The organism is Cronbergia sp. UHCC 0137 (assembly GCF_034932285.1).
In the GTDB taxonomy this organism is placed as follows: domain Bacteria; phylum Cyanobacteriota; class Cyanobacteriia; order Cyanobacteriales; family Nostocaceae; genus Cronbergia.
Genome location: NZ_JAYGHC010000004.1, coordinates 106,629 through 128,048 on the forward strand (window position 1 = coordinate 106,629; position 21,420 = coordinate 128,048).

At 38.1% G+C, this 21,420-nt stretch carries 24 protein-coding genes; 14 read left to right on the forward strand and 10 right to left on the reverse strand.

All coding sequences use genetic code 11. The features are described 5' to 3' along the window. The first annotated feature begins 27 nt into the window (after positions 1-27). On the forward strand, positions 28-231 hold the full coding sequence (locus VB711_RS02900; protein ID WP_323284186.1) for a hypothetical protein: 204 nt from the start codon (positions 28-30) through the stop codon (positions 229-231). Continuing rightward, positions 224-601, forward strand: a complete 378-nt coding sequence (locus VB711_RS02905) for a hypothetical protein (protein ID WP_323284187.1) — start codon at positions 224-226, stop codon at positions 599-601. The genes VB711_RS02900 and VB711_RS02905 overlap by 8 nt, the downstream gene beginning before the upstream one ends. Before the next feature lie 147 nt (positions 602-748). Here the strand turns inward: VB711_RS02905 and obgE are convergent, their stop codons facing one another. Then, a complete protein-coding gene (gene obgE / locus VB711_RS02910) occupies positions 749-1,783 on the reverse strand; it encodes a GTPase ObgE (RefSeq protein ID WP_323284188.1) in 1,035 nt (344 codons plus the stop codon). 565 nt (positions 1,784-2,348) lie between these two features. Here obgE and VB711_RS02915 point away from each other — a divergent pair. Further along, positions 2,349-3,452, forward strand: a complete 1,104-nt coding sequence (locus VB711_RS02915; protein ID WP_323284189.1) for a glutamate--cysteine ligase — start codon at positions 2,349-2,351, stop codon at positions 3,450-3,452. A 27-nt stretch (positions 3,453-3,479) separates the two neighbouring features. On the opposite strand, the gene VB711_RS02920 is transcribed toward VB711_RS02915, so the two are convergent. Beyond that, positions 3,480-4,856: an ATP-binding protein gene (locus VB711_RS02920; RefSeq protein WP_323284190.1), complete on the reverse strand. Its 1,377-nt coding sequence runs from the start codon at positions 4,854-4,856 to the stop codon at positions 3,480-3,482. A gap of 176 nt (positions 4,857-5,032) precedes the next feature. Between VB711_RS02920 and VB711_RS02925 the strand changes: the two genes are divergently transcribed. Further along, on the forward strand, positions 5,033-5,263 hold the full coding sequence (locus VB711_RS02925) for a hypothetical protein (protein ID WP_323284191.1): 231 nt from the start codon (positions 5,033-5,035) through the stop codon (positions 5,261-5,263). Positions 5,264-5,628: 365 nt separating this feature from the next. Then, positions 5,629-5,838 carry a hypothetical protein gene (locus tag VB711_RS02930; protein WP_323284192.1) on the forward strand — a complete coding sequence of 70 codons (210 nt, stop codon included), beginning with the start codon at positions 5,629-5,631 and terminating at the stop codon, positions 5,836-5,838. A gap of 6 nt (positions 5,839-5,844) precedes the next feature. Here VB711_RS02930 and VB711_RS02935 read toward each other — a convergent pair whose 3' ends face one another. Beyond that, entirely contained in the window at positions 5,845-6,207 is a 363-nt protein-coding gene (locus VB711_RS02935; RefSeq protein WP_323284193.1) for an aspartyl protease, read from the reverse strand. 244 nt (positions 6,208-6,451) lie between these two features. Beyond that, positions 6,452-6,679 (reverse strand): hypothetical protein, encoded by a 228-nt coding sequence (locus tag VB711_RS02940; protein ID WP_323284194.1) that lies wholly within the window; start codon positions 6,677-6,679, stop codon positions 6,452-6,454. 295 nt (positions 6,680-6,974) lie between these two features. On the opposite strand from VB711_RS02940, the gene VB711_RS02945 reads away from it, so the two are divergent. Further along, positions 6,975-7,226, forward strand: a complete 252-nt coding sequence (locus tag VB711_RS02945) for a hypothetical protein (RefSeq protein WP_323284195.1) — start codon at positions 6,975-6,977, stop codon at positions 7,224-7,226. A 15-nt stretch (positions 7,227-7,241) separates the two neighbouring features. Here the strand turns inward: VB711_RS02945 and VB711_RS02950 are convergent, their stop codons facing one another. Together VB711_RS02950 and VB711_RS02955 are read right to left on the reverse strand one after the other, a co-directional pair. Further along, a complete protein-coding gene (locus VB711_RS02950) occupies positions 7,242-7,631 on the reverse strand; it encodes a type II toxin-antitoxin system VapC family toxin (protein ID WP_323284196.1) in 390 nt (129 codons plus the stop codon). After that, the gene (locus tag VB711_RS02955) at positions 7,621-7,827 is read right to left on the reverse strand and encodes a hypothetical protein (RefSeq protein ID WP_323284197.1); all 207 of its coding nucleotides are present in this window, start codon (positions 7,825-7,827) and stop codon (positions 7,621-7,623) included. Before VB711_RS02955 ends, VB711_RS02950 begins: the two co-directional genes overlap by 11 nt. Positions 7,828-7,985: 158 nt before the next feature. Here VB711_RS02955 and VB711_RS02960 point away from each other — a divergent pair, with 158 nt between their 5' ends. Beyond that, positions 7,986-8,231: a hypothetical protein gene (locus VB711_RS02960; protein ID WP_323284199.1), complete on the forward strand. Its 246-nt coding sequence runs from the start codon at positions 7,986-7,988 to the stop codon at positions 8,229-8,231. Between the two features lie 175 nt (positions 8,232-8,406). Here VB711_RS02960 and VB711_RS02965 read toward each other — a convergent pair whose 3' ends face one another. The 4 genes from VB711_RS02965 to VB711_RS02980 all read right to left on the reverse strand — a co-directional run bounded on the left by VB711_RS02965 (position 8,407) and on the right by VB711_RS02980 (position 10,554). Further along, positions 8,407-9,513: a hypothetical protein gene (locus VB711_RS02965; RefSeq protein WP_323284200.1), complete on the reverse strand. Its 1,107-nt coding sequence runs from the start codon at positions 9,511-9,513 to the stop codon at positions 8,407-8,409. Between the two features lie 133 nt (positions 9,514-9,646). After that, positions 9,647-9,946, reverse strand: a complete 300-nt coding sequence (locus tag VB711_RS02970) for a type II toxin-antitoxin system RelE/ParE family toxin (RefSeq protein ID WP_323284201.1) — start codon at positions 9,944-9,946, stop codon at positions 9,647-9,649. Further along, complete coding sequence (locus tag VB711_RS02975) at positions 9,939-10,163, reverse strand: addiction module protein (protein WP_323284202.1); 225 nt, start codon at positions 10,161-10,163, stop codon at positions 9,939-9,941. Before VB711_RS02975 ends, VB711_RS02970 begins: the two co-directional genes overlap by 8 nt. 82 nt (positions 10,164-10,245) lie before the next feature. Next, positions 10,246-10,554, reverse strand: coding sequence for an RNA-binding protein (locus tag VB711_RS02980; RefSeq protein ID WP_323284203.1), 309 nt, complete (start codon positions 10,552-10,554; stop codon positions 10,246-10,248). A gap of 355 nt (positions 10,555-10,909) precedes the next feature. Here VB711_RS02980 and VB711_RS02985 point away from each other — a divergent pair, with 355 nt between their 5' ends. From VB711_RS02985 to VB711_RS03015, 7 genes are all read left to right on the forward strand, one after another. Next, positions 10,910-12,496, forward strand: coding sequence for a B12-binding domain-containing radical SAM protein (locus VB711_RS02985; protein ID WP_323284204.1), 1,587 nt, complete (start codon positions 10,910-10,912; stop codon positions 12,494-12,496). 209 nt (positions 12,497-12,705) lie between these two features. Next, a complete protein-coding gene (locus VB711_RS02990; protein WP_323284205.1) occupies positions 12,706-14,013 on the forward strand; it encodes a DUF3326 domain-containing protein in 1,308 nt (435 codons plus the stop codon). 188 nt (positions 14,014-14,201) lie between these two features. Then, a complete protein-coding gene (locus tag VB711_RS02995) occupies positions 14,202-15,551 on the forward strand; it encodes an aminotransferase class I/II-fold pyridoxal phosphate-dependent enzyme (RefSeq protein WP_323284206.1) in 1,350 nt (449 codons plus the stop codon). Between the two features lie 207 nt (positions 15,552-15,758). Next, a complete protein-coding gene (locus VB711_RS03000; protein ID WP_323284207.1) occupies positions 15,759-16,859 on the forward strand; it encodes an aminotransferase class I/II-fold pyridoxal phosphate-dependent enzyme in 1,101 nt (366 codons plus the stop codon). A 13-nt stretch (positions 16,860-16,872) separates the two neighbouring features. After that, positions 16,873-17,088, forward strand: a complete 216-nt coding sequence (locus VB711_RS03005; RefSeq protein WP_323284209.1) for a hypothetical protein — start codon at positions 16,873-16,875, stop codon at positions 17,086-17,088. Between the two features lie 99 nt (positions 17,089-17,187). Then, positions 17,188-20,520: an amino acid adenylation domain-containing protein gene (locus VB711_RS03010; RefSeq protein WP_323284211.1), complete on the forward strand. Its 3,333-nt coding sequence runs from the start codon at positions 17,188-17,190 to the stop codon at positions 20,518-20,520. A gap of 48 nt (positions 20,521-20,568) precedes the next feature. Next, positions 20,569-21,414, forward strand: coding sequence for a class I SAM-dependent methyltransferase (locus VB711_RS03015; protein WP_323284212.1), 846 nt, complete (start codon positions 20,569-20,571; stop codon positions 21,412-21,414). Positions 21,415-21,420 lie beyond the last annotated feature (6 nt).

A 21,420-nucleotide genomic window follows, 5' to 3' on the forward strand; every position in this document is an offset into this window, starting at 1 on the left:
TTGACAGAATCTATAAGTTGAATAATTATGGCAGAACCCCAGGAGCAAAATAAATCACGTCATGCAGCAGCAGATGAAGAATGTTGCGACGAAATGGCAGAAAAATACGGTTGGAAACTTGTTGACGTGGAAGAAACAGGTAACGATATTTTGCCAGTAGACTGTATTTTTGACGGTGATACCGAATTTCCCCAGTCCTATTATGATACAGAGGATAAAAACGATGCGTAAGTGGATTGTTTTTCGTGCTGATAAACGTCAACCAGGTTGGCAAGATAGAAAATATGCTCACACAGGTTCCTTAACTAAAACTTTAAGTGAACACTATGATTGCTCAGATACACCATTACCCCAAATTGGTTATCGTCCCCCAGAGTTTATCAAAGTCGAGCAGTTTGTTGACCCCAAATATCCAGAAGCCAAAACCCATCATCGTTTGAGTGATTGGGAAGTAACCAGTATTGAAACCTATACTCCTGATATTCCTGGTATGGGATTTGATATGATTGTGATTTGTTATTGTAAATATGCACCAATTAATGCACCACTTCAACCAATGCCAGAACGTCAGATACCAGTAAAACAAACGATTAAGGTTTAAGAGACTTCCAAATAAAAAACACTCAACCACCTAACGCAAAAAATCTCACTTCGACAAGCTCAGTGACCACTCAAACCTCCTTCCTCTGCGTTCTCTGCGCCTCTGCGGTTCGTTAATTCCGATAATAATGCTGGAAACTGAATAATCTCAATACTGCAACACACCAACCTCCTCCTCAGCCGCATTCATCACATCAAGAATCCGCCAAATTTCCTGCAACATCGGATCTAAACCAGTGCGAGTCACCGCCGAAATTATGAACACCGGCGCATGAGAAAGATGATTTAACTCCCTAGCTAACGCCTCCAAATCCACAGTTTCCCGATCTACAGCATCTATTTTATTTAATGCCAAAACTTGCGATCGCTCTCCTAAACCCCGTCCATAAATTTCCAACTCCTGCTGAATCGTATTATAATCAGCAATAATATCCTCACTCGTCGCATCAATTAGGTGTAACAAAACCCTCGTCCGTTCAATGTGACGTAAAAAATCATAACCCAACCCAGCACCGTGAGAAGCCCCCTCAATCAACCCAGGAATATCAGCAAACACCGTACCATCACCCGTAGGCTTTCTTACCACACCCAAATTAGGTATCAACGTAGTAAAAGGATAATCAGCAATTTTAGGACGCGCAGCCGACAAAGAAGAAATCAAAGTCGATTTACCAGCATTAGGTAAACCAATAATTCCCACCTGCGCCAACAACTTTAACTCCAAACGCAGGAACTTTCTTTCACCCGGTAATCCAGGGAGAGAATATTCCGGGGCGCGATTACGGTTACTCAAAAAATGCTGATTTCCCAAACCCCCCTTACCACCTTCAACCACCCGAAACCGTTGTCCAGGTTCAATTAAATCGCCTAACAAAGCATCCGTTTCTGCATCATAAATAGCAGTACCACAGGGAATCTCAATAATTAAATCCTTTCCTGAAGCGCCCGTGCAATTATTCGGACCACCCCGACCCCCATTTTCCCCTTTAAACAGGTGATTATATCGAAAATCCAGCAAAGTTTGGAGATTTTCCACCGCCACAAAAATCACCGAACCACCACGCCCCCCATTCCCACCAGAGGGACCACCTGCCGGCACATATTTTTCTCGGCGGAAAGCAACAATACCATCCCCACCTTTACCAGCTTCAACTTCAATTTCTGCTTGATCAATAAATTGCATAATTAGTTATTTTCTGTAATTTTGTCAATTGATTTCAGATATGTATTTAATTAAACCTGATCCATGTTAAAGTCCGAAATCTTTAATGGTTCTATTGTGTCATTGCAACCTAAAGAAGCAATTTCATACAGCAGGGAACAGGGTTGAAATAATTTTGCTATTGTAATTACGATAGACCCAAAACTCCTACTTAAATTTATCTTAGCTTAACAATACCTTGTCCAAATCGAAAAAAGTCTTGATCTGTAGGTTGGGTTGACGCAAGGAAACCCAACAAATGCGTTGGTTTGGACTGTCGGTTAACCCAACCTACAAAAAATGGACAAGGTATTATTTAAACAACCTAATTAAACACCAATCCTTCAGTATAACATGAAATATGCTCAAAACAGTTGCAAAAAATTCTTTTTAGTGAGACAATAAATAAAATCAGTATAATATCAGATTCATGAAGCAGAGTTTTGAGTCATCAAACTCATAGGGGTTTCCCTTTCCTTGATGAGATATAGGTTCTTGCAGGAAATTATCTCAATAAGTAGTAAATTGAAAATTTTCAACACTTAATATGTTTTTTTTTGGAATTGAACACGAAGTTGCTTTCCTCAACCGTGACGGAAAGTTTGCAGATTTCTCCTGTACAAAATTTGCCGATTTTAACCAAATTGTTGAGCAATTACCAATATACCCCCAAGATTATCCACAACTACGGGTAGGTGATGCCGGTATTAAAAAGAAACGGTGGTATATTGAGGGATTTGAAAGATTTGCTGATTCAGAAGAAGTAATTGACTGCGTAGCCAAAGGTATTGAAATCAGAACAACTATACATTCAACTATTCAAGGTGCAGTTAATGAATTAACAGAAAGTTTTATTTTACTGCGTCAGGTGGCTGCTAATTTTGGATTTTCGCCGGTTTTAGTTAGTTTTAATCCTGATCATCGAGTTTTTGAACCTCAACCCCCATTAAATGAATTTGAACTTAAACAATTACAGGCTTATCCCGATGAACAAACCGCTAATATTTACATGGTGAGTTATGGACCAGATTTGAATATTTCTGTCGCTGATTTACCGATAGAACGTGTAATTGATATTGGCAAAAAACTCACTTATTATAGTCCTTATATTGTCCCTTTTAGTTATAGTTCTCCCTTTTATGATGGGAAAATTTGGCAAGGTTTATCAGTCAGAACATTTATCAGGACGGGGAGAAGACCAGCAACACTTGTTTTTGTGGCACAAAAAGAACAATTAATTAAAAGTGTACCCTCATTAACAAAAGTTGCTAGGATTCCCGCCGAAGTGGGAAGGATTGAATTTAAAGCTTGTGATAGTTGTGATGATTTTGCTATCTATGCAGGTTTATTGGCATTATTAAAAGGTTTGGCATTAGATCAAACTTTACCAGGTCGGTCTACTGTTCCTGATGCTGAATTACATCAAATTTCGGCAAAATCTGGGTTTGACAATGAGGAAATTTTCACCAATGCCACCAAGCTTTTACAAGCTGCTGAAATTGCTCTAGCTGATGATCCAGATATTAAATTTTTAACACCACTAAAAACAATTTTAACACACCGCAAAACCAAATCACATCAATTGATTGAAGTCTTTGAGCGTGTAGGTTCAATAGAACAGACATTAAAACAAACTTACCAAATTTTGTAATATTCAAGGTTGATTTTTCTCAATTAATTAATCACAACATGAGTTAATTATGTATGTTTTAAATAAAGGATTAAGCTGAAATTTAACTACCTCTTCTCCTATAACTTTTTCTACTAAACACCGTCGTGTTAAAGATTGTATAATTTGTAAAAATCTAGCATTTGATACTTCAAAATCAGCAGGTTTTTGAGAAATATCTATAGGTTCGTTTTGTGTTGCTAACCAGTTAATAACCTTATGCTCTAACTCTGATAAACGCTCTAAATGATTTTCTAAAATTGCTTCTATATCTCCTAAAAATAGATCATCATTAGCTGTTAAAAACAGGGAAACTTTACCATTAAAAAATTCTCTTATAGTTAATATAATGATATTTAACCAACCAGGATGACCTTGATAAAGTCTTATTGATTCGTCCCACTTATCCTCATCTTTTAATCCTTTTTCTCTCAATATTCCTTTAGCATCTTCTCCCAAACCTTGAAGAGATAATGTTTTTGTGTGTTTGTTTTGAATTTCTAAAGTTTCTATATCTGGAGGTTTATCCGAACTAATCAAAATTAAACAACTTTGATGAGATGAGGTAGCAACTTTATGGAAAAATTTACTATAATTTTTATATTCTGTTAAATATTGACCTGCTAAGTTACCAAATTGAAAAATATTTTCTACGTCATCAATAATTACTAAACAACGAGATGAGCTAAAATAATCTATGATTTCAGGTAATGGGTTAGATTGGGATTGAGAAAAAAATTGTTTAAGTTCATCTTTAAGAGTTATCAGTTGAGGAAGATGATCAAGACTGCGATAAATAATATAATCAAATTCCGTTTTAATTTCTGAGATTAATTTTAGAGTTAAAGCAGTTTTACCAATTCCACTTAATCCGTAAATTGTGATTAGTCTAGTTTTATTTTCTAATATCCATTGTTTGAGAGTAGCAATTTCTGAACTACGTCCATAATTATAGTTTAATTCTGGGGATTTCGTTAAGTCAATTCTAGGTGTTTGATTTTTGGGTTGGGGAGGTTTAAAATGCTCCTGTTCATAGTTATTAGTTTGTAGTGATTTATCACAAATATTAATATTACCTTCATTAACTTGTACACAGTAACCAAAGTTATCCCCTTGAGAAACACGATATTTTTTTTCTACTTCACGACGAACATTATAACTATTAATGTCTTCTTCTAATGCTTCACCTAACTTTTTCCATAATTTAGCCGCTTCTTTTTTGATATGATCTTCAGTGCAGTTATTATAATCTATAGCTATTTGCCAATATTTTTTACCCTCCCAAACACCTTTGAGAATTGCTTCTTGTACAGGAGTAAGATATTCACCTGTGTTCTCAAAGATTAAATTATCCATGTATTGTAAAACATCATCAATGTTCTGCATATTATGTTTACACTTATATATTGGTCATATTACAAGTATACCAAATCTTACAAATTCCTACTAAATCCTACTAAATCCTACTAAAAGTTGTGTACTAAATCCTACAATCATTGAAAAATTAAAAGATACTATCAGAGATAAGGGACTTCCATAGATTTTTTAAGGAGTGATATTCTATGTTATCAACAAATTTACTACATCTTGCTATTGAACCTATAACAACAACAGTAGGCTTAATTGCTTTAGGAAAAGCTTTAGGGCTGTTTGGTGCAGCAGCTGGTGGTTCAATAGCTGGTAAATATGCTGCTGGACATAAAGGTAAAAAAGCATTAAAAGAGGGAATGAATTTTACTCTAGCTAACATTAGACTCGCTGAAGATATTAATGACAGAGCTTCTCAAGACTAAAAGGACACTCAAGAGAAACTTTCTACTCTTTCGACACTATTTTCCCTATTCAAAATTTATCTAGTTGTGAGTAGGGAAATTTTTAATTGTTTTTACTAACCAGGAGTGGTGTATGAAAATAATACCAAAAAATGCAGCCCCTTTCATTCTAATTATACTGGTGATTTTTGTTGTATATTTTATTGCTAGTTGTGTTGCAGGGTAGAAGATAAACTACTTGTGTTATTCTTCGGTTGTAGTAGTGGTAAGTTGAGTAAAACGGATATAAATATCATTCAAAACTCCATGTTATTAATTCCGTTTTACCCAAGGATTTGCTATAATAAGACTAAACTAAACTAAACTGTTTCTACAAAAAAATATTTATGCCATCACCTAAAATTATTGAACTTGAACAAATATTACAAACTTACTCCATTGAAGATAAACAATGGTTATTAGAACAGTTAATTCAACAACTGGGATCAAATAACCAACAACAAACAAAAGAGATTATTTCAGAAACTATCAGTTATGTAGGTTGGGTTGTTCGCGTTAACGATAAGTTTCAATTTCTGCATCTCTGCGTGAGATAAAAAAAATTACCCCAAAGTCAAAATACCCTCTGGAAAATCCACAACTAAACGCAACAACTTTAACCACTCAGAACCTAATAAAATTTCATTAATTCCTTTCCCCACATTCACAGGAATTTGATAACTCCTTCCGTCTAATATCCCTTGAACTAAATAAATCTGAAATTTTGATTCACCTTTCGCAGTGCGTAACATTTCCTCCCCACTATACACCCATTCTAATCCATCTAAATCTTGTGTATCAATAGCCATGAAACCTGCAAAGCCCGTATCAAATAGGGCATCTATAGGAAGATTTAAGCCATCATTAGTAACTAATTCAATCTCAAAAAATAATTGCCCATTATCTCCAAAATAACCATCTATCATATTGTGCCAGTTGTCCCCGTTTCATTCAAACAAAAAACGAAATGTCTTGAGGATATTTAGCTTTTCAACATTCTTTTATGAGATTGCATTCTATCCTGATCAATTAAATATTCTCCACTATCTGGTTCTATGGCAATATACCAACTTACTGATTTTGCAGTTGGTTAGATTTTTGTAACTTGAATTTGATAATTATTATTATGATCCTATGCTTATTTTCGTATGTCAAAAAGTTTGTAAAGCTTTATAGAAATGGTGCTTTCAGCTTGAATGATTTAAATTTATCGTTATTAAATAAGAATAGTTTTATTTTTCTCCATAAAAGCGATGAAAGAACCGCAATTTCACCACTCATTTTTATCTCTGTTGCTTCTGCGTTGCTTAAAATTCCTGCAAATTTAGCTAGGGGATGATCTTTGCGTGTAGCTTTCACACGATGTAAATAATCTAGCAAAAGTTGTACAATAGACATCTCCAAAAACTAAATATGCGTGACCTACAACCCCTGTAGAGACGTTCCATGGAACGTCTCTACAATCTTTACCGGAGATGTCTAATATCATCAGGAGTTTCTTCGATTTCTTGGATTAATTGCTCCCGGTTTGTCATATATTTAAACCTCTAAAGCATAATAAATGGCAAACTGACAAGTCAGTGCTTACGCGATCGCTCTCCTCTAGTTTATCTCATGTGAACTGACAAGTCAGCGCTTACGCTATCGCCCTCGCAACTGCTATAATGATGTCAGTGAGTGACGAGAAAAAGTGATGTCTGAACTAAAAGTTAGTATCAGTGAAACCACACACAAAACTCTGCTAACGATGGTAGAGGACTCTGGTGAGACAATTCAATCAGTTTTAGATCGAGCTATTGAGAATTATCGCAGGTCTTTGTTTCTGGCACGAGCCAATGAAGCTTTCACTGTTTTAAGGCAGAATGAAACACTGTGGCAAGAGGAGGTTTCTGAGAGACAGTTATGGGAGCAAACTATAGCGGATGGAATTGTAGTTTATTACTGACTATTTAAAACAAAATTACCAATGCTCCAATACCAACGCATCTACATAATCAAAATCTGTATCATCTGTAACTAATATCCATCCTTTTTCCAAGCACTGAGCAGCAATCCAAATATCATTCATTGGTATTGGTCGCCCTTTTCGCTTTAACATTAAACGAGTTTGAGAATAGATAAAAGTTGTTTCTCTTCCCAAAGGTACAACCGTACAAGTTGAAATAAACTCCAGATAACGCGGTAAATTTTGTAATGGACGGGATGAATTTTCAGCCCCAAATAACAATTCTCCTGCTACCACTAAAGGTAAAATAACTTCTGGTAATGTTAACACTCTTTCAATAATTGCAGTGTCACCATTTAAAAAACGAACTGCAACAGAAGTATCTAAAGCAATTTCACCACTCATTTTTATCTACCTGCCGACATTCAGCAATTGATTGTTTTATCTCTGTTGCTTCTGCGTTGCTTAAAATTCCTGCAAATTTAGCTAGGGGATGATCTTTGCGTGTAGCTTTCACACGATGTAAATAATCTAGTAAAAGTTGTACAATATCATCAGGAGTTTCTTCGATTTCTTGGATTAATTGCTCCCGGTTTGTCATATATTTAAACCTCTAAAGCATAATAAATGGCAACCTGACAAGTCAGTGCTTACGCGATCGCTCTCCTCTAGTTTATCTCATGCGAACTGACAAGTCAGCGCTTACGCTATCGCCCTCGCAACTGCTATAATGATGTCAGTGAGCAACAAGAAAAAGTCATGCCTGAACTAAAAGTTAGCATCAGTGAAACTACACACAAAACTCTGCTAACGATGGTAGAGGACTCTGGTGAGACAATTCAATCAATTTTAGATCGAGCTATTGAGAATTATCGCAGGTCTTTGTTTCTGACACGAGCCAATGAAGCTTTCACTATTTTAAGGCAGAATGAAACTCTGTGGCAAGAGGAGGTTTCTGAGAGACAGTTATGGGATCAAACTATAGCGGACGGGGTTGAAAGTTAGTGGCACAAATCGCTAGAGGAGAGATATCGTTATTTTGGAAATAGGGAGATCGCTTTACCATCCTATACAAAAAATAGCGATCGCTACCCTCGTAGCAGCCATCGCTATCATTTAAACAAAAAATGTGGTCTAATGAAATGCGACTCTATGGGAAAAGCGATAACACTTATGTGTTTTAAGAATGAGAAAGAGATTTGAAAACTTGTACTTCCAAGTCATAAATTGGAGACATAATACCCGTATTTCTGTCATTCAGAAGATTAGCTTCCATTTTTGTTAGATATTCTTTGATCTCGCTCCTAAGAATTGGCTCATTGACTTTACGAGTTTGATAGTGATCTATTAAGTCCCAAGCAACAATTCCTATCCCTAATATTGGACCTACAATCGGTGCAGTTGCAACTGCCACAGCTTCTCCTAAAGCCTCACTGGCAACTCCTCCAGCTTTTCCTAGCATCTTTCCTACAGTCTTCCCAGTAATTTTACCAACAGATTTTCCTGCAAATTTACCAAAAGTCTTAGCACTTGTTTTTACCAGAATTACTCCTCCAGCAATAGCTGTACTTCCTGCTGATTTAAAGGCAAGTGAAGTCTCTCTGTTACTTTCGGAAGAGCGTGTTATTAGAGAGATATCCTGAAGGTATCGTTGCCATCTCGATTCAGGGATATTAAAGTTTTGTTTAGTATTATTAAGTTGAGTTTTCAGGCTATTGATGTAGACATTGCGAGTCTCATCAGTTAAAGTTTCAATCTCAAGTTGAGCAATTTTCGGCTGCAATACCAGGTTAGTAAATTGAGACTGAACTATTTGATTTAATTTTTCTTCAGCAGTGGGAGTATTACCATTAAGCCAGTGATAACCAGTTTGGAAGAGGGATTGAATACCAATAAATTGCTGATTCCAGTATCCAAAATACCAAGGAAGAAACCTGTCATCTACTTTTACCATTAGCTCATCTACCCACACATCTAACTTATTAGATGCAAATTGTTTAGCTTCCTGACGGGCATTTTCTAAATCCTTACGAATTTCTGAATTAAGTTTAGTTAAATCTATTACTGGTGGAGGTATAGTAATGATTGGATCAGGAGGTTTTAACCCGTTTCCAAGTGATGGTACAACAACAAAAGTCCCTATTATTGCTGCAATAATAAACAGTACAAATAACCAAATCAGTTTATCTGCTATTTCTATAATCAGGCGAACAAAAACCGCCCAAGTTGGCAAGTTTTCATCTTGATTTTGTATCGAATTATCTTTTGTCTGATCTTGTTCATTCATGAGAGGTTTGTAGAGGAATTTTATATTAATTTTGCCAAGCTACTTAGTGATCCAATTACTGTCTTCATCGTGTAAATCCTTAAATCCTGGACATCCTGATTCTGACAGTTTACCTAACTAACAACTGACGTAATTATTTTAACCGCTTACGCCATTTTTTAGGATCTTGAGAACAGTGAAACACCGCGTATATAGTTGTTATATTCTCAACGTATTCGTAGAAAATAGCATAAGGAAACCTACGGACTAAAGCACGTCTGTAAGTTTCATGAGCAAATTCATACATTTCAGGATTTTTGGCAATAAATTGGATGCAAGCATCAACACACCGCAAAAACTCGTCACCCAATCCTAATTCTTGTCCCTGATACCAATCATAAGCATCAGCAATGTCTTGTTCTGCTTGCGGTAAAGTAATAAGACTCTTAACCATTGCTGCGACTACGGATTCTTGCTTTTACTGATTCCCAAGAACTAGCTAAACTAGGATCTTGTAAATGGAGAGCTTTTCTTTGAGCAAGTTCTTCTTTTTGCCAGTCTAATACAGGAAGATTAGGTGATTTCGTAGCAATATCATCCCATAAATCTTCCAGAAGTTGTAGCTTTTCTGACAACCCTAGTTCAAAAATCGGTGCAAAGTCTACTTTCATAATCAACTAAGCGATCAAAATTGTTTCTCTATTCTCACATACAACAGGCAAATTGAGAAGAAAGTCAATCAGTCCTAATCAGCTAAACCAGGAATCTTGAGGGGTACAAGGGCTTTATGCAGTACACTAAATTTGCACTTAAATACATCTCGCGGCGATCGCTATCATTATATCCAACCACAACCGCGCCTATGGTTGTACCAATTTCTGGATACATTTCTGGACTCATCCCCCCTTGATCTAAAAAATCTGGGATTTTGATTAACCCCTTAACTAAAGACTCATTAATATTGACAAAAACGCCAAAAGGTGTATGAAATTCTACTTTTTCTAGAACAAAATGTCCTAGCTTATACTTAGATTTAATATTTTCCCAACTTGTACTATCCATAAAAAATTATCTTAACCCAAGTTGCTAGTTACTCCTATCCTACTCTTAAATTACCTAAACTTTTAATAACGTTCGCGTAGCGTGCCGTCAGGCATACCACAGAGGCACAGAGAACACAGAGAAAAAACATAAGTAATTTTGGAGTGGGAAGGGAGTATCAAGTCGAGGTTTGTATAAGTGATGATGCGTAATGAGTGAAAAAATTACTGTCTTCATCCTGTTCATCCTTAAATCCTGGACATCCTGATTCAGACAATCCCCCACTCTCACATACAACAGACAAATTGAGAAAAAAGTCAAATAGCCTTAATTTTGGTTACAGTTAGATCACAAATAAATCGTGAGGGGTGATACTATGCGCGTTTTGCTAGTTTATCCAATATTTCCAAGCACATTTTGGTCTTATGAGAAAATTTTAGCCTTAGTCGATCGCAAGGTACTGTTACCACCTCTGGGTTTGGTGACAGTGGCAGCGATTTTACCCCAAGAGTGGGAATTTAAACTTGTAGATCGTAACATTCGCCCTGCAACCGAGGAAGAATGGGCATGGGCAGATATTGTGATTTTTTCTGCCATGATCGTCCAAAAACAAGATTTACTAGATCAAATCCGGGAAGCGAAAAGACGCGGTAAGTTAGTAGCTTTGGGTGGTCCCTATCCTACCTCTACACCCCATGAAGTGGAAGCAGCAGGGGCAGATTACCTCATTCTTGATGAAGGGGAACTGACTTTACCCATGTTTGTGGAAGCAGTGCAACGCGGTGAAAAATCGGGAGTCTTCCGGGCTACAGAAAAACCTGATGTCACAGGTACACCCATTCCCCGCTTTGATTTATTGGAATTTAATGCCTACGATATGATGTCGGTACAGTTTTCGCGGGGTTGTCCCTTCCAATGCGAATTTTGCGACATCATTGTTTTATATGGACGCAAACCCAGAACTAAAACACCAGCACAACTTTTAGCAGAGTTAGATTATCTCTATGAGTTGGGTTGGCGTAGGGGTGTGTTTATGGTGGATGATAACTTTATCGGCAACAAACGGAATGTGAAATTGTTGCTAAAAGAGTTAAAAGTCTGGATGGCAAATCATCAATACCCATTCAATTTTGACACAGAAGCCTCCATTGATTTGGCACAAGACCAAGAAATGATGGAATTGATGGTTGATTGTGGTTTTAAAGCTGTGTTTTTGGGCATTGAAACTCCAGATGAAGATAGTTTACAACTGACGAAGAAGTTTCAAAATACTCGCAGTTCTTTAACTGAATCGGTAGAAACTATTATTAAAGCCGGTTTACGGCCAATGGCTGGGTTTATTATTGGTTTTGATGGAGAAAAGGCCGGTGCAGGTGAGCGTATTGTGCGTTTTGCCGAACTTGCTGCTATTCCTTCCACTACCTTTGCCATGTTACAAGCACTACCCAACACTGCATTATGGCATCGCCTGAAAAAAGAAGGCAGACTGCGGGAAAATAAAGATGGGAACATCAACCAAACCACATTGATGAACTTTATCCCCACCCGTCCTTTAGAAGAACTAGCCAGAGAATATGTTGAAGCCTTCTGTGCTTTATACGATCCTGTAGCCTATTTAGATCGCACCTATCGTTGTTTTTTGATGTTGGGTTCTCCCAAATGGACAGCACCAGCTAAAACGCCAGAATGGGTAGTGATCAGAGCATTATTAATTATAGTTTGGCGACAAGGTTTTAAAAGAGAAACACGCTGGAAATTTTGGCATCACTTCTTTAGCATTCTCAAGCATAACCCTAAAGTGATTGAACAGTACGTTTCTACCTGCGCTCACATTGAGCATTTTATGGAATATCGGCAAATTGTGCGCGATGAAATAGAAAGTCAGTTGGCTGCTTATTTAGCCCAGGGTGCAGAAAAACCTTATGTGCCTGTGAAGGAGAAAGTAGAAGCGGTGGTTAGCTAAACACATTAAAAGGCGATGTCTAGTTTGGGCATCGTCTCAGCTTTTTGATTTATTTGCATAGGCGGACATATTCTTTCAAGTTGGTATTCCAAATCATAAAACTATGTGAATTGACGGCAATACAAATACTTAATTTTTGCTGAAATTTAGTTATAACTGCTCAATTTCATGTATAAGTAGAGGTTGAATATAGTAAAGTAGGTTAAATTGTGTCCCAAGTTATTACTAAAGATTTTGAAATCCAATGTCCTCCGCAGCAATTAATTTGGAGTGAAATTGCTGATAGAATTGCAGAAATCGGACTACCAGGAACACCAATCCGAATAATTTTAACTGCAATTCGAGATAATAAGTTAGTATTTGAAACCAGTTTTTTAGAAACAGATAGAAAACCTATCTGGCCTTCTTTATTAAATATTCGTCCTCGTCAAATATCTTCGGCTAAACCTTTTGTTGTTGTCAGCATTATTCCTACAGGAGTACGTGCGGAAATAGGAGGTTTTGCCGGTGATGCTACCCCAAGCGTCAATCTTTTAGCCAAAACTTGTGATTATTTAGTTGTTAATCCCAACTCAGTTACAGCTTCTGACCTTTATTATGCCAGTGACAATGTTCTTTACCTAGAAGGAAATTTAATTTGCCATCTTTTGTTGGGAAATACCACTCTAATTCCAGAAACTCGCACCAAAATTGGTGTGATTATTGAGAAAACCCAAGAGAAATTTTTGAACAATATCCTTAATGCTCTCAATGCTTTGAGAACTGTTGGCGGAATCAATATTGATCCTGTAGTAGTAACAGGTGGACAAGTAAGCACCAAATGTACTTATTCCTCCTATGGTCATGCCTCTGGAGAATTTGAGGGCATTGATGAGTTGATGAAAGCCTTAGATATTGTTGCTCAGACAGATACCAATGCTGTTGCTTTTTCCACCACTCTCTTAGTTGAGGATGAAGTTCGACAGCAGTATTACAACAAAGAATCTATACCAAATCCCTGGGGAGGAGCAGAGGCAATTCTTACCCACATGACGACGAATTTTTATCCTTTTACTGCTGCCCATTCACCATTACTGCTAGATGAAGCTCATACCATGTTTGGGACTCTAGGAGACCCACGGGATGGTGCAGAGTTAATCTCTAGTTCATTTCTCTGTTCGACTTTGAAAGGATTAACCCGCTCTCCACGTCTAGCAAAATTTGATACTCCATTGCCATCAGGATGCCAGGGAATTTCTGTAGAAAATGTCTCAGCAGTGGTGATGCCAGAGAGTTCAGTAGGCAATATTCCCTTCTTTGCCTCTCTTGAGCAGAATATTCCAGTTATTCTGGTTCGGGATAATTACACTCAGTATGAAGTAACTCCTTCTATTCTGGGAATTGACCATGAACATAGAAAAATTTACTACGTGAATAGTTACATGGAAGCTTCTGGGTTACTCCTCGCTTTACGACATGGAATTGCCCCTGAAGCCACAACACGTCCTATGCCCCCAATAGAGCCAATTTTTCTTTAATATCGAATTTTTTCAGTCGCTGCTAACACTTGTCAGCAAAACTCAAAACCGAGGGAGGAGAGAGCATCTCACTTGGGTAAATTTATTCCTACGGAGAATAGCAAAGTCAGACTAGCTTAACTCAACAGGATTTTTACAATTTTGGGATGCTCTTCAATTGAGTAAATTAAAGGTCAAACAGCAGGCTTATGGAACCTAAAGCGAGTGACATGGATGGCCAATTGTCCACTTATCAGATGATTGCATCTCATTCCCCAGAAATAAAAGTTCGGCTCCACACTCCTGCTCATCAAGGAGTTCCAGGAGTATCTGAATATTTTGGCGATCGCATCTATGCTTACGATTTACCCTTTTTTAACCGTGATAAATTTGACAATGTAGAAAAGCGCATTTCTAGTTTGTATAAAACTAAACATACATTTTGTCTGACTGGAGGAGCCACCCAAGGAGTTTTAATTGCCTGTAGCATACTGGCAAGAAGACACCGCAAAGTTGCCATCGGTCTAAATAGTCACCTGTCGATAATCCATGGATTTATCCTTTCGGGAACAGAACCATTTTTTATTCCATCTCGTTCCTTCATGCCCACAGATGAAGAAGTTATTCAAGCATTAGAAACAGCAGATGGATCTGTGACTGCACTTTTTTTAACACATCCTAGCTATGATGGCATCACGACGGACTTAGGCAGGATTTCCCAATACTGCCGTAGTAGAAATATTGAGTTGATAATTGATGAAGCACATGGCACTCATTTTCCTTTCTTAGAGGAAGAAAATTTATCAGCCTTGGCATTAGAATGTGACTTAGTTGTTCATAGCCTGCACAAGTTTGTTGGTAGTCTTGTGCAAACAGCATTAATTCACTTACCGGCAGGTTCAGTGATTACCGAGGAAGAAGCACTCACCACCCTGGCATTGTTTGAAACTACATCAAGGAGTAATCTCCTATTATTAAGTATAGAAGAAGCTATTCATCTGGCTTTTGGAGATGAGAGAAAATCTATTTTTCACAAGGTGGCTGGCAATTGTGATCAATTACGGTGTCTGCTAAATAATTGGGGAAATACTTTAACTTATGATGACCAGGTGTCCGATCCATTCAAACTGTTTTTGTATAGCGATCGCATTTCCGGTGATCATCTAGCTAAATTACTCTATGAAAGTGGTGTTTATTTTGAATATTTTGATCCCAGAGGAGTACTACTAATTTTCTCATTTCAAAATACTGATGATGATTTTGTCCATGTAGCTAAAGTATTGGCAGAAATTTACACAACTCTGGCTACTCAAGCGCCCAGAGAATTATTTGACGAGCATATCTTCATTAGAACTCCGGTGATGCGGTGTTTACCAAGAGAGGCTTTTTTTGCATCCACAAGAAAAGAAGTTTATCTCCAGGAAGCAAAAGGATTGGTGAGTTGTCAAAGCATCAAAAAAATTCCCCCTTGCGTTCCGATTTTGATACCTGGCGAAGAAATCACTGACTGGCATCTCCAGACAATAGCACCAGATACCTTAGTTAAAGTCATGAGTTAAAGAAGTAGTGTTTAGGAAACAGTCTAATCTTAAGTTCCACTAAAGAAGTTGTTTGCAACTGAGGATTTATAACTTAGCAAATTGAAGAGCTAATAAACTGTACTCAATAAATTTAAAATTGGAGCTTTATTCAGAATGCTGATTATGACTAAGATTTTGAATCGTGAATAAAACCTATACTGTTAAATAATCAAATAGGAGTCCTAGATGAATGATAAATTACTTACTTTTCAGATGATTTCGTCTCATGAATCATTAACAAAACTGAGGCTTCACACTCCTGCTCATCAAGGATATAAAGGAGAATCGGAACATTTTGATGATCGCATTTATGGCTATGATTTACCGTTTTTTAACCGTGACGAATTTGACAATGTAGAAAAGTATATTTCTAGTTTATATAGAACAAAACGGACATTTTTTATTACTGGAGGAGCTACACAAGGAATTTTAATAGCCTGTAGTTTATTGGCAAGAAAACATCGAAAAGTTGCTATTGGTCTAAATAGTCACCTAGCGATAATTCATGGATTTATCCTTTCGGGAACAGAACCATTTTTTATTCCATCTCGTTCCTTCATGCCCACAGATGAAGAAGTTATTCAAGCATTAGAAACAGCAGGGGAAGAAGTAACTGCACTATTTTTAACCTATCCTAGCTATGATGGAAAAATAACTAACTTAGAGAAGATTGCCAAATATTGCCGAGGTAAAAATATTGAGTTCATGCTCGACGAAGCACATGGCACTCATTTTCCTTTCTTAGAAGCAGAAACATCAGCAGTGACATTAGAATGTGACTTAGTTGTTCATAGCCTGCACAAGTTCGTTGGTAGTCTTGTGCAAACAGCATTAATTCACTTACCGGAAGCCTCAGTAATTACCGAGGAAGAAGCACTCACCGCCCTGGCATTGTTTGAAACTACATCAAGGAGTAATCTCCTATTATTAAGTATAGAAGAAGCTATTCATCTGGCTTTTGGAGATGAGAGAAAATCTATTTTTCACAAGGTGGCTGGCAATTGTGATCAATTACGGTGTCTGCTAAATAATTGGGGAAATACTTTAACTTATGATGACCAGGTGTCCGATCCATTCAAACTGTTTTTGTATAGCGATCGCATTTCCGGTGATCATCTAGCTAAATTACTCTATGAAAGTGGTGTTTATTTTGAATATTTTGATCCCAGAGGAGTACTACTAATTTTCTCATTTCAAAATACTGATGATGATTTTGTCCATGTAGCTAAAGGTCTTGGCAGAAATTTACACAACTCTGGCTCCTCAAGCGCCCAGAGAATTATTTGACGAGCAGATTTTAATGAGAACTCCGGTGATGCGCTGTTTACCGAGAGAGGCTTTTTTTGCATCCACAAGAAAAGAAGTTTTTCTCCAGGAAGCAAAGGGGCTAGTGAGTTGTCAAAGCATCAAAAAAATCCCTCCTGGCACTCCGGTTTTGATACCTGGTGAAGAAATCACTGACTGGCATCTCCAGACAATAGCACCAGATACCTTAGTTGAGGTAGTGGGTTCTTAGGTTATTTCTATGGAACAACCAGTTAAAAATCAGTAAAAGCCTTATTCTGTAGGCATTTCATTGAAAACAGGAGCATAATTCTTTATCAGAGGGTTACTTATGAATGAGCATTTTAATGATTCAAAAATACTAGTGGCTCATCTAAAACAACAACTTGATAGCGGACAACTTCTTACCGAGACAGAACAGCACAAGTTATTAATCGAGTGGAATGACACTCAGCGTGATTATCCTCAAGATAAGTGTATTCATCAGCTATTTGCAGAGCAGGTGGAACGCACTCCAAAAGCGATCGCTGTGGTTTTTGAAGGGAAACAGCTGACCTACCAAGAACTTAATGCCAGAGCCAATCAGCTAGCACATCACCTGCAAAGCTTGGGCGTTAGGCCAGAAGTGTTAGTGGGTATCTGCGTTGAACGTTCCCTAGAAATGATATTGGGAGTTCTTGGTGTCCTTAAAGCAGGTGGTGCTTATGTTCCCCTAGACCGAGGGTATCCGTCTGAGCGCTTGGCTTATATGCTGGAAGACTCCTCCGTGCCAGTGCTGCTTACCCAGGCGCATCTGTCCGAGGAGTTTTCCCAATACTCTGCACATACCATCTGCTTGGATTCTGATTGGGTAAAAATTGCCCACCAGGTGAAGTCAAACCCCACGAGCGACGTGTCGCCTGATAACCTAGCATATGTCATCTACACCTCTGGCTCAACTGGTCAGCCCAAAGGGGTGACGATTCCTCACCGAGCAGTAAACCGCTTGGTACTTAATACGAATTACATCAATTTACAATGCCAAGATGTAGTTGCCTTCGCGTCAAACTTTTCCTTCGATGCTGTCACCTTTGAGATTTGGGGAGCGCTACTTCACGGGGCGAAGCTCATTGGGGTTTCTAAGGATGTGGTTCTTTCACCCAATGACTTTGCACAGTTTATTCAAAAGCAAGAAATCAGCGTGTTGTTTTTGACAACCGCCTTATTTAATCAAATGGCGAGTGTTGTTCCCTCAGCTTTTCGTTCGGTACAACATCTTCTATTTGGAGGAGAGGCAGTCGAGCCAAGGTGGGTCAAAGAAGTACTGAAGAATGGGCCACCTCAGCGATTGCTTCATGTTTATGGACCGACAGAAAGTACAACATTCGCCACCTGGTACTTGGTACAGGATGTCGCAGAAGAGGATACAACTATTCCCATAGGTCGCCCCATCTCCAATACGCGCTGTTTTCTGCTGGATGCTCAAAAGCAACCTGTCCCCATTGGTGTCCCTGGAGAGCTGTACATCGATGGAGATGGGCTGGCACGGGGATACCTTAACCGTCCCGATTTAACTCTGGAGAAATTTATCCCCAACCCCTTGAGCAATGAACCAGGTTCTCGTCTCTACAAAACTGGTGATTTAGCCCGCTATCTACCTGATGGCAACATTGAGTTTCTCGGACGTATCGACCATCAAGTAAAGATTCGCGGCTTCCGTATTGAACTGGGCGAGATTGAGGCTGCACTAACTCAACATCCAGAAGTGCAGGAAGTTGTTGTGATCGTTAGAGAAGATATTCCAGGTGACAAGCGCCTAGTTGCCTATTTAGTTGAAAACCCACAAAGCAGCGTACTGTCTGAGCAAAAGCTAATACCGCTTCTCCGCAGTTTTTTACAAGCAAAACTGCCTGTGTATATGATACCTGATCGCTTTGTCATGTTGGATGCTTTACCCCTAACCCCTAATGGCAAAATCGATCGCTCCTCGTTTCCAGTTCCTGATGCTACTAGACCAGACCAAGCAGAAAATTTTGTCGCCCCTAGCACGCCTACTGAAAAAATCCTAGCTGCTATTTGGTCTGAAGTTCTGGGACTGCAACAAGTAGGTATTAAAGACAACTTTTTTGAATCGGGGGGACACTCACTGCTTGCCACCTCTATTGTCTCACGTATTGAGCAAGCCTTTTCTATCCAACCTCCTCTTGATTATCTATTTACGACACCTACCATAGCTTCAGTCAGTCAATACATCGAAAATTCACGCCTAATTGAATCCAGGAGTATGGTGATTGATGCCCTTCCACCTCTGGTACACGTCCCACGAGAGCAACATCTACCCTTGTCTTCTGCACAAAAGTCTATATGGGAGTCAGTAGAGTTGAATCCAGACAGCTGCGGTTACAACTGCCCTATGATTCTACATTTCACTATTCCGCTCTCTGCCAATGTCTTGGAGCAAAGCATCAATGAGATTATTCGTAGACACGAAATTCTACGTACTAACTTTACTATTGTACAAGGTCAACCCCAGCAGGTCGTTGCTCCATCCCTTACCGTACCTCTAGAGATACTAGATTTACAGCATCTACTTCCAGTAGAGCAAGATGCGGCGGTTCAAAGAGTTTTTACTCAACAAGCCCGCCACAAATTTAATCTAGCATCTGGCTCTCTGATGAAGACAACCTTGCTTCAGTTGGCAAAAGAGAAGTATCAGCTATTAGTCACAATACACCACATAATTACAGATGGCTGGTCAATGGGAATCTGGCTTCAAGAGTTAGAAATTATCTATAGCGCCTTCTCCATTGGTAAGCCTTCTCTGCGAGACGCTACGCGAACACCCTTACCTGAACAACCTATTCAGTATGGGGATTTCACTATCTGGGAGCAACAGTGGTTAAACCCAGGGTTACTGGCAAAGCAGCTTGCTTATTGGCAGAAAAAGCTGGCTAATATTCCCACACCACTCAATCTCCTACCTACTAAACAGCCACAGCAAACCACCAGCAGTCAATATGCATCTTTATATTCTCTAGAACTGCCAGAGAGTCTGGGAATTGCCATCACATCCCTCAGCCGTTCCCAAGGAGTTACCAATTTCGTCATTATTTTGACAGCTCTAAAGATACTCTTGTTTAAATTGAGTGGACAAACAGAAATTATAGTCACGGGGATAACGGCTAATCGCCGAACTCCAGTAGTTGAAAAAATGATGGGTTGCTTTTTTAATTGTCTTTATTTGTACTCCCACATTGATGACTCGAAAACAGGACAAACTCTTCTACAACAGGTTAAACAGACAGTTAGTGAAGCGATCGCTCATCAAGATATTCCTGTAAATAATGTGTTTAATAATATCAGCGGTCTCAAATCGCTGCAAACCCCATTTGTGAGTATGATTCCACCAATTTCTGGGCAAGGTGAAATGTTTGAGTCAGAACCCATAGCACTTGTAAATCAAGGTGAACTTTGGAATGAAGAGGAGAATCCGCTAGAAATTTATATTTACTCACCGAAAGCAGATTATTCAGTTATGAAAATTTTAGCATATTACAGTACAAATTTATTTACATCGGAAAGCATAGAGCAGTTTTTTAGTGACTATCAAAATATTCTTCAGCAGCTTGTTGAAAATTTAGAAATAAAAATTTCTGAATTTGAGTTATTTTCAAAAAAATCCTAGTATTCTAACCTAAAAATTTTCATCAATTAAAACAGGGACTAATCACAGATGAATAGTGAAAAAAATCAAATTGTATCAATTTTTGATAAATTACAAATTGACTCTAAATTAGAAAGTGTGAGCAAGATTTATAATAATGAGTCTATCTTATATGATGGGAGACATTACAATCTACTTTATGAGAATAATTACCTTGAACCCGATATACTAGTTCGTGACATTCCTTTTTGGATGGATATGGCAAATCGTTATGGTGAGCCAATTTTAGAATTATGTTGTGGTAATGGTAGAATTTCCATTAGTTTAGCAGAACAAGGTTGGCAGGTGACGGGGATTGATATTTCCGAATCTATGCTAGAAGAAGCTAGAAGAAAATGCTCTCAAGTAGAATGGATACAAGCTGATGTCCAAAACTTTGCCCTTGATCAGCAGTTCTCCCTGATAATAATTCCTTTCAACACCCTGGGACATCTTTCAGATTTACAATCAATTGAGAATTGCTTGAAATTGGTTCGTAAATATCTACAGCCAGACGGCAGATTTATTATTGAACTAGAAAATTATTTGCAAGAAGATAACCTGGAATTCTTATTATCTAAAACTCGAAACTTATATTCAGTATATGAAGATCCTGACGGAAAAGGTACAGTCGTAGTAACTTATGAAAATGAATTACATTTGCCTCAACAAATATGGATTTGGAAGCTATTTTTCCAATTAACAGGACAAAAACAAGAAATTGTAGAAGAAATAAAGTATCGGTTATATTTCCCAAAAGAGCTAGATATGCTGCTGAAGTATAACGGGTTTACAATCGAACATTGGTTTGGTGATTATGATCTAACACCTTTCACTTCAGAATCACCCCGACAAATATTAATTTGCCGTTCCTAATTAGGG

What these genes read in the sequence shown, in the direction of transcription:
- VB711_RS02925 (WP_323284191.1), top strand. Translation starts at nt 5,033, where the DNA reads ATGTTATCAACAAATTTACTACATCTTGCTATTGAACCTATAACAACA.
- VB711_RS02930 (WP_323284192.1), top strand. Translation starts at nt 5,629, where the DNA reads ATGCCATCACCTAAAATTATTGAACTTGAACAAATATTACAAACTTAC.
- VB711_RS02985 (WP_323284204.1), top strand. Translation starts at nt 10,910, where the DNA reads ATGCGCGTTTTGCTAGTTTATCCAATATTTCCAAGCACATTTTGGTCT.
- VB711_RS02900 (WP_323284186.1), top strand. Translation starts at nt 28, where the DNA reads ATGGCAGAACCCCAGGAGCAAAATAAATCACGTCATGCAGCAGCAGAT.
- VB711_RS03005 (WP_323284209.1), top strand. Translation starts at nt 16,873, where the DNA reads ATGAGAACTCCGGTGATGCGCTGTTTACCGAGAGAGGCTTTTTTTGCA.
- VB711_RS03000 (WP_323284207.1), top strand. Translation starts at nt 15,759, where the DNA reads ATGAATGATAAATTACTTACTTTTCAGATGATTTCGTCTCATGAATCA.
- VB711_RS02965 (WP_323284200.1), bottom strand. Translation starts at nt 9,513, where the DNA reads ATGAATGAACAAGATCAGACAAAAGATAATTCGATACAAAATCAAGAT.
- VB711_RS02960 (WP_323284199.1), top strand. Translation starts at nt 7,986, where the DNA reads ATGCCTGAACTAAAAGTTAGCATCAGTGAAACTACACACAAAACTCTG.
- VB711_RS02975 (WP_323284202.1), bottom strand. Translation starts at nt 10,163, where the DNA reads ATGAAAGTAGACTTTGCACCGATTTTTGAACTAGGGTTGTCAGAAAAG.
- VB711_RS02955 (WP_323284197.1), bottom strand. Translation starts at nt 7,827, where the DNA reads ATGACAAACCGGGAGCAATTAATCCAAGAAATCGAAGAAACTCCTGAT.
- VB711_RS02980 (WP_323284203.1), bottom strand. Translation starts at nt 10,554, where the DNA reads ATGGATAGTACAAGTTGGGAAAATATTAAATCTAAGTATAAGCTAGGA.
- VB711_RS02995 (WP_323284206.1), top strand. Translation starts at nt 14,202, where the DNA reads ATGGAACCTAAAGCGAGTGACATGGATGGCCAATTGTCCACTTATCAG.
- VB711_RS02970 (WP_323284201.1), bottom strand. Translation starts at nt 9,946, where the DNA reads ATGGTTAAGAGTCTTATTACTTTACCGCAAGCAGAACAAGACATTGCT.
- VB711_RS02940 (WP_323284194.1), bottom strand. Translation starts at nt 6,679, where the DNA reads ATGTCTATTGTACAACTTTTGCTAGATTATTTACATCGTGTGAAAGCT.
- VB711_RS02920 (WP_323284190.1), bottom strand. Translation starts at nt 4,856, where the DNA reads ATGCAGAACATTGATGATGTTTTACAATACATGGATAATTTAATCTTT.
- VB711_RS02945 (WP_323284195.1), top strand. Translation starts at nt 6,975, where the DNA reads ATGTCTGAACTAAAAGTTAGTATCAGTGAAACCACACACAAAACTCTG.
- obgE (WP_323284188.1), bottom strand. Translation starts at nt 1,783, where the DNA reads ATGCAATTTATTGATCAAGCAGAAATTGAAGTTGAAGCTGGTAAAGGT.
- VB711_RS02950 (WP_323284196.1), bottom strand. Translation starts at nt 7,631, where the DNA reads ATGAGTGGTGAAATTGCTTTAGATACTTCTGTTGCAGTTCGTTTTTTA.
- VB711_RS02915 (WP_323284189.1), top strand. Translation starts at nt 2,349, where the DNA reads ATGTTTTTTTTTGGAATTGAACACGAAGTTGCTTTCCTCAACCGTGAC.
- VB711_RS02935 (WP_323284193.1), bottom strand. Translation starts at nt 6,207, where the DNA reads ATGATAGATGGTTATTTTGGAGATAATGGGCAATTATTTTTTGAGATT.
- VB711_RS02905 (WP_323284187.1), top strand. Translation starts at nt 224, where the DNA reads ATGCGTAAGTGGATTGTTTTTCGTGCTGATAAACGTCAACCAGGTTGG.
- VB711_RS03015 (WP_323284212.1), top strand. Translation starts at nt 20,569, where the DNA reads ATGAATAGTGAAAAAAATCAAATTGTATCAATTTTTGATAAATTACAA.
- VB711_RS03010 (WP_323284211.1), top strand. Translation starts at nt 17,188, where the DNA reads ATGAATGAGCATTTTAATGATTCAAAAATACTAGTGGCTCATCTAAAA.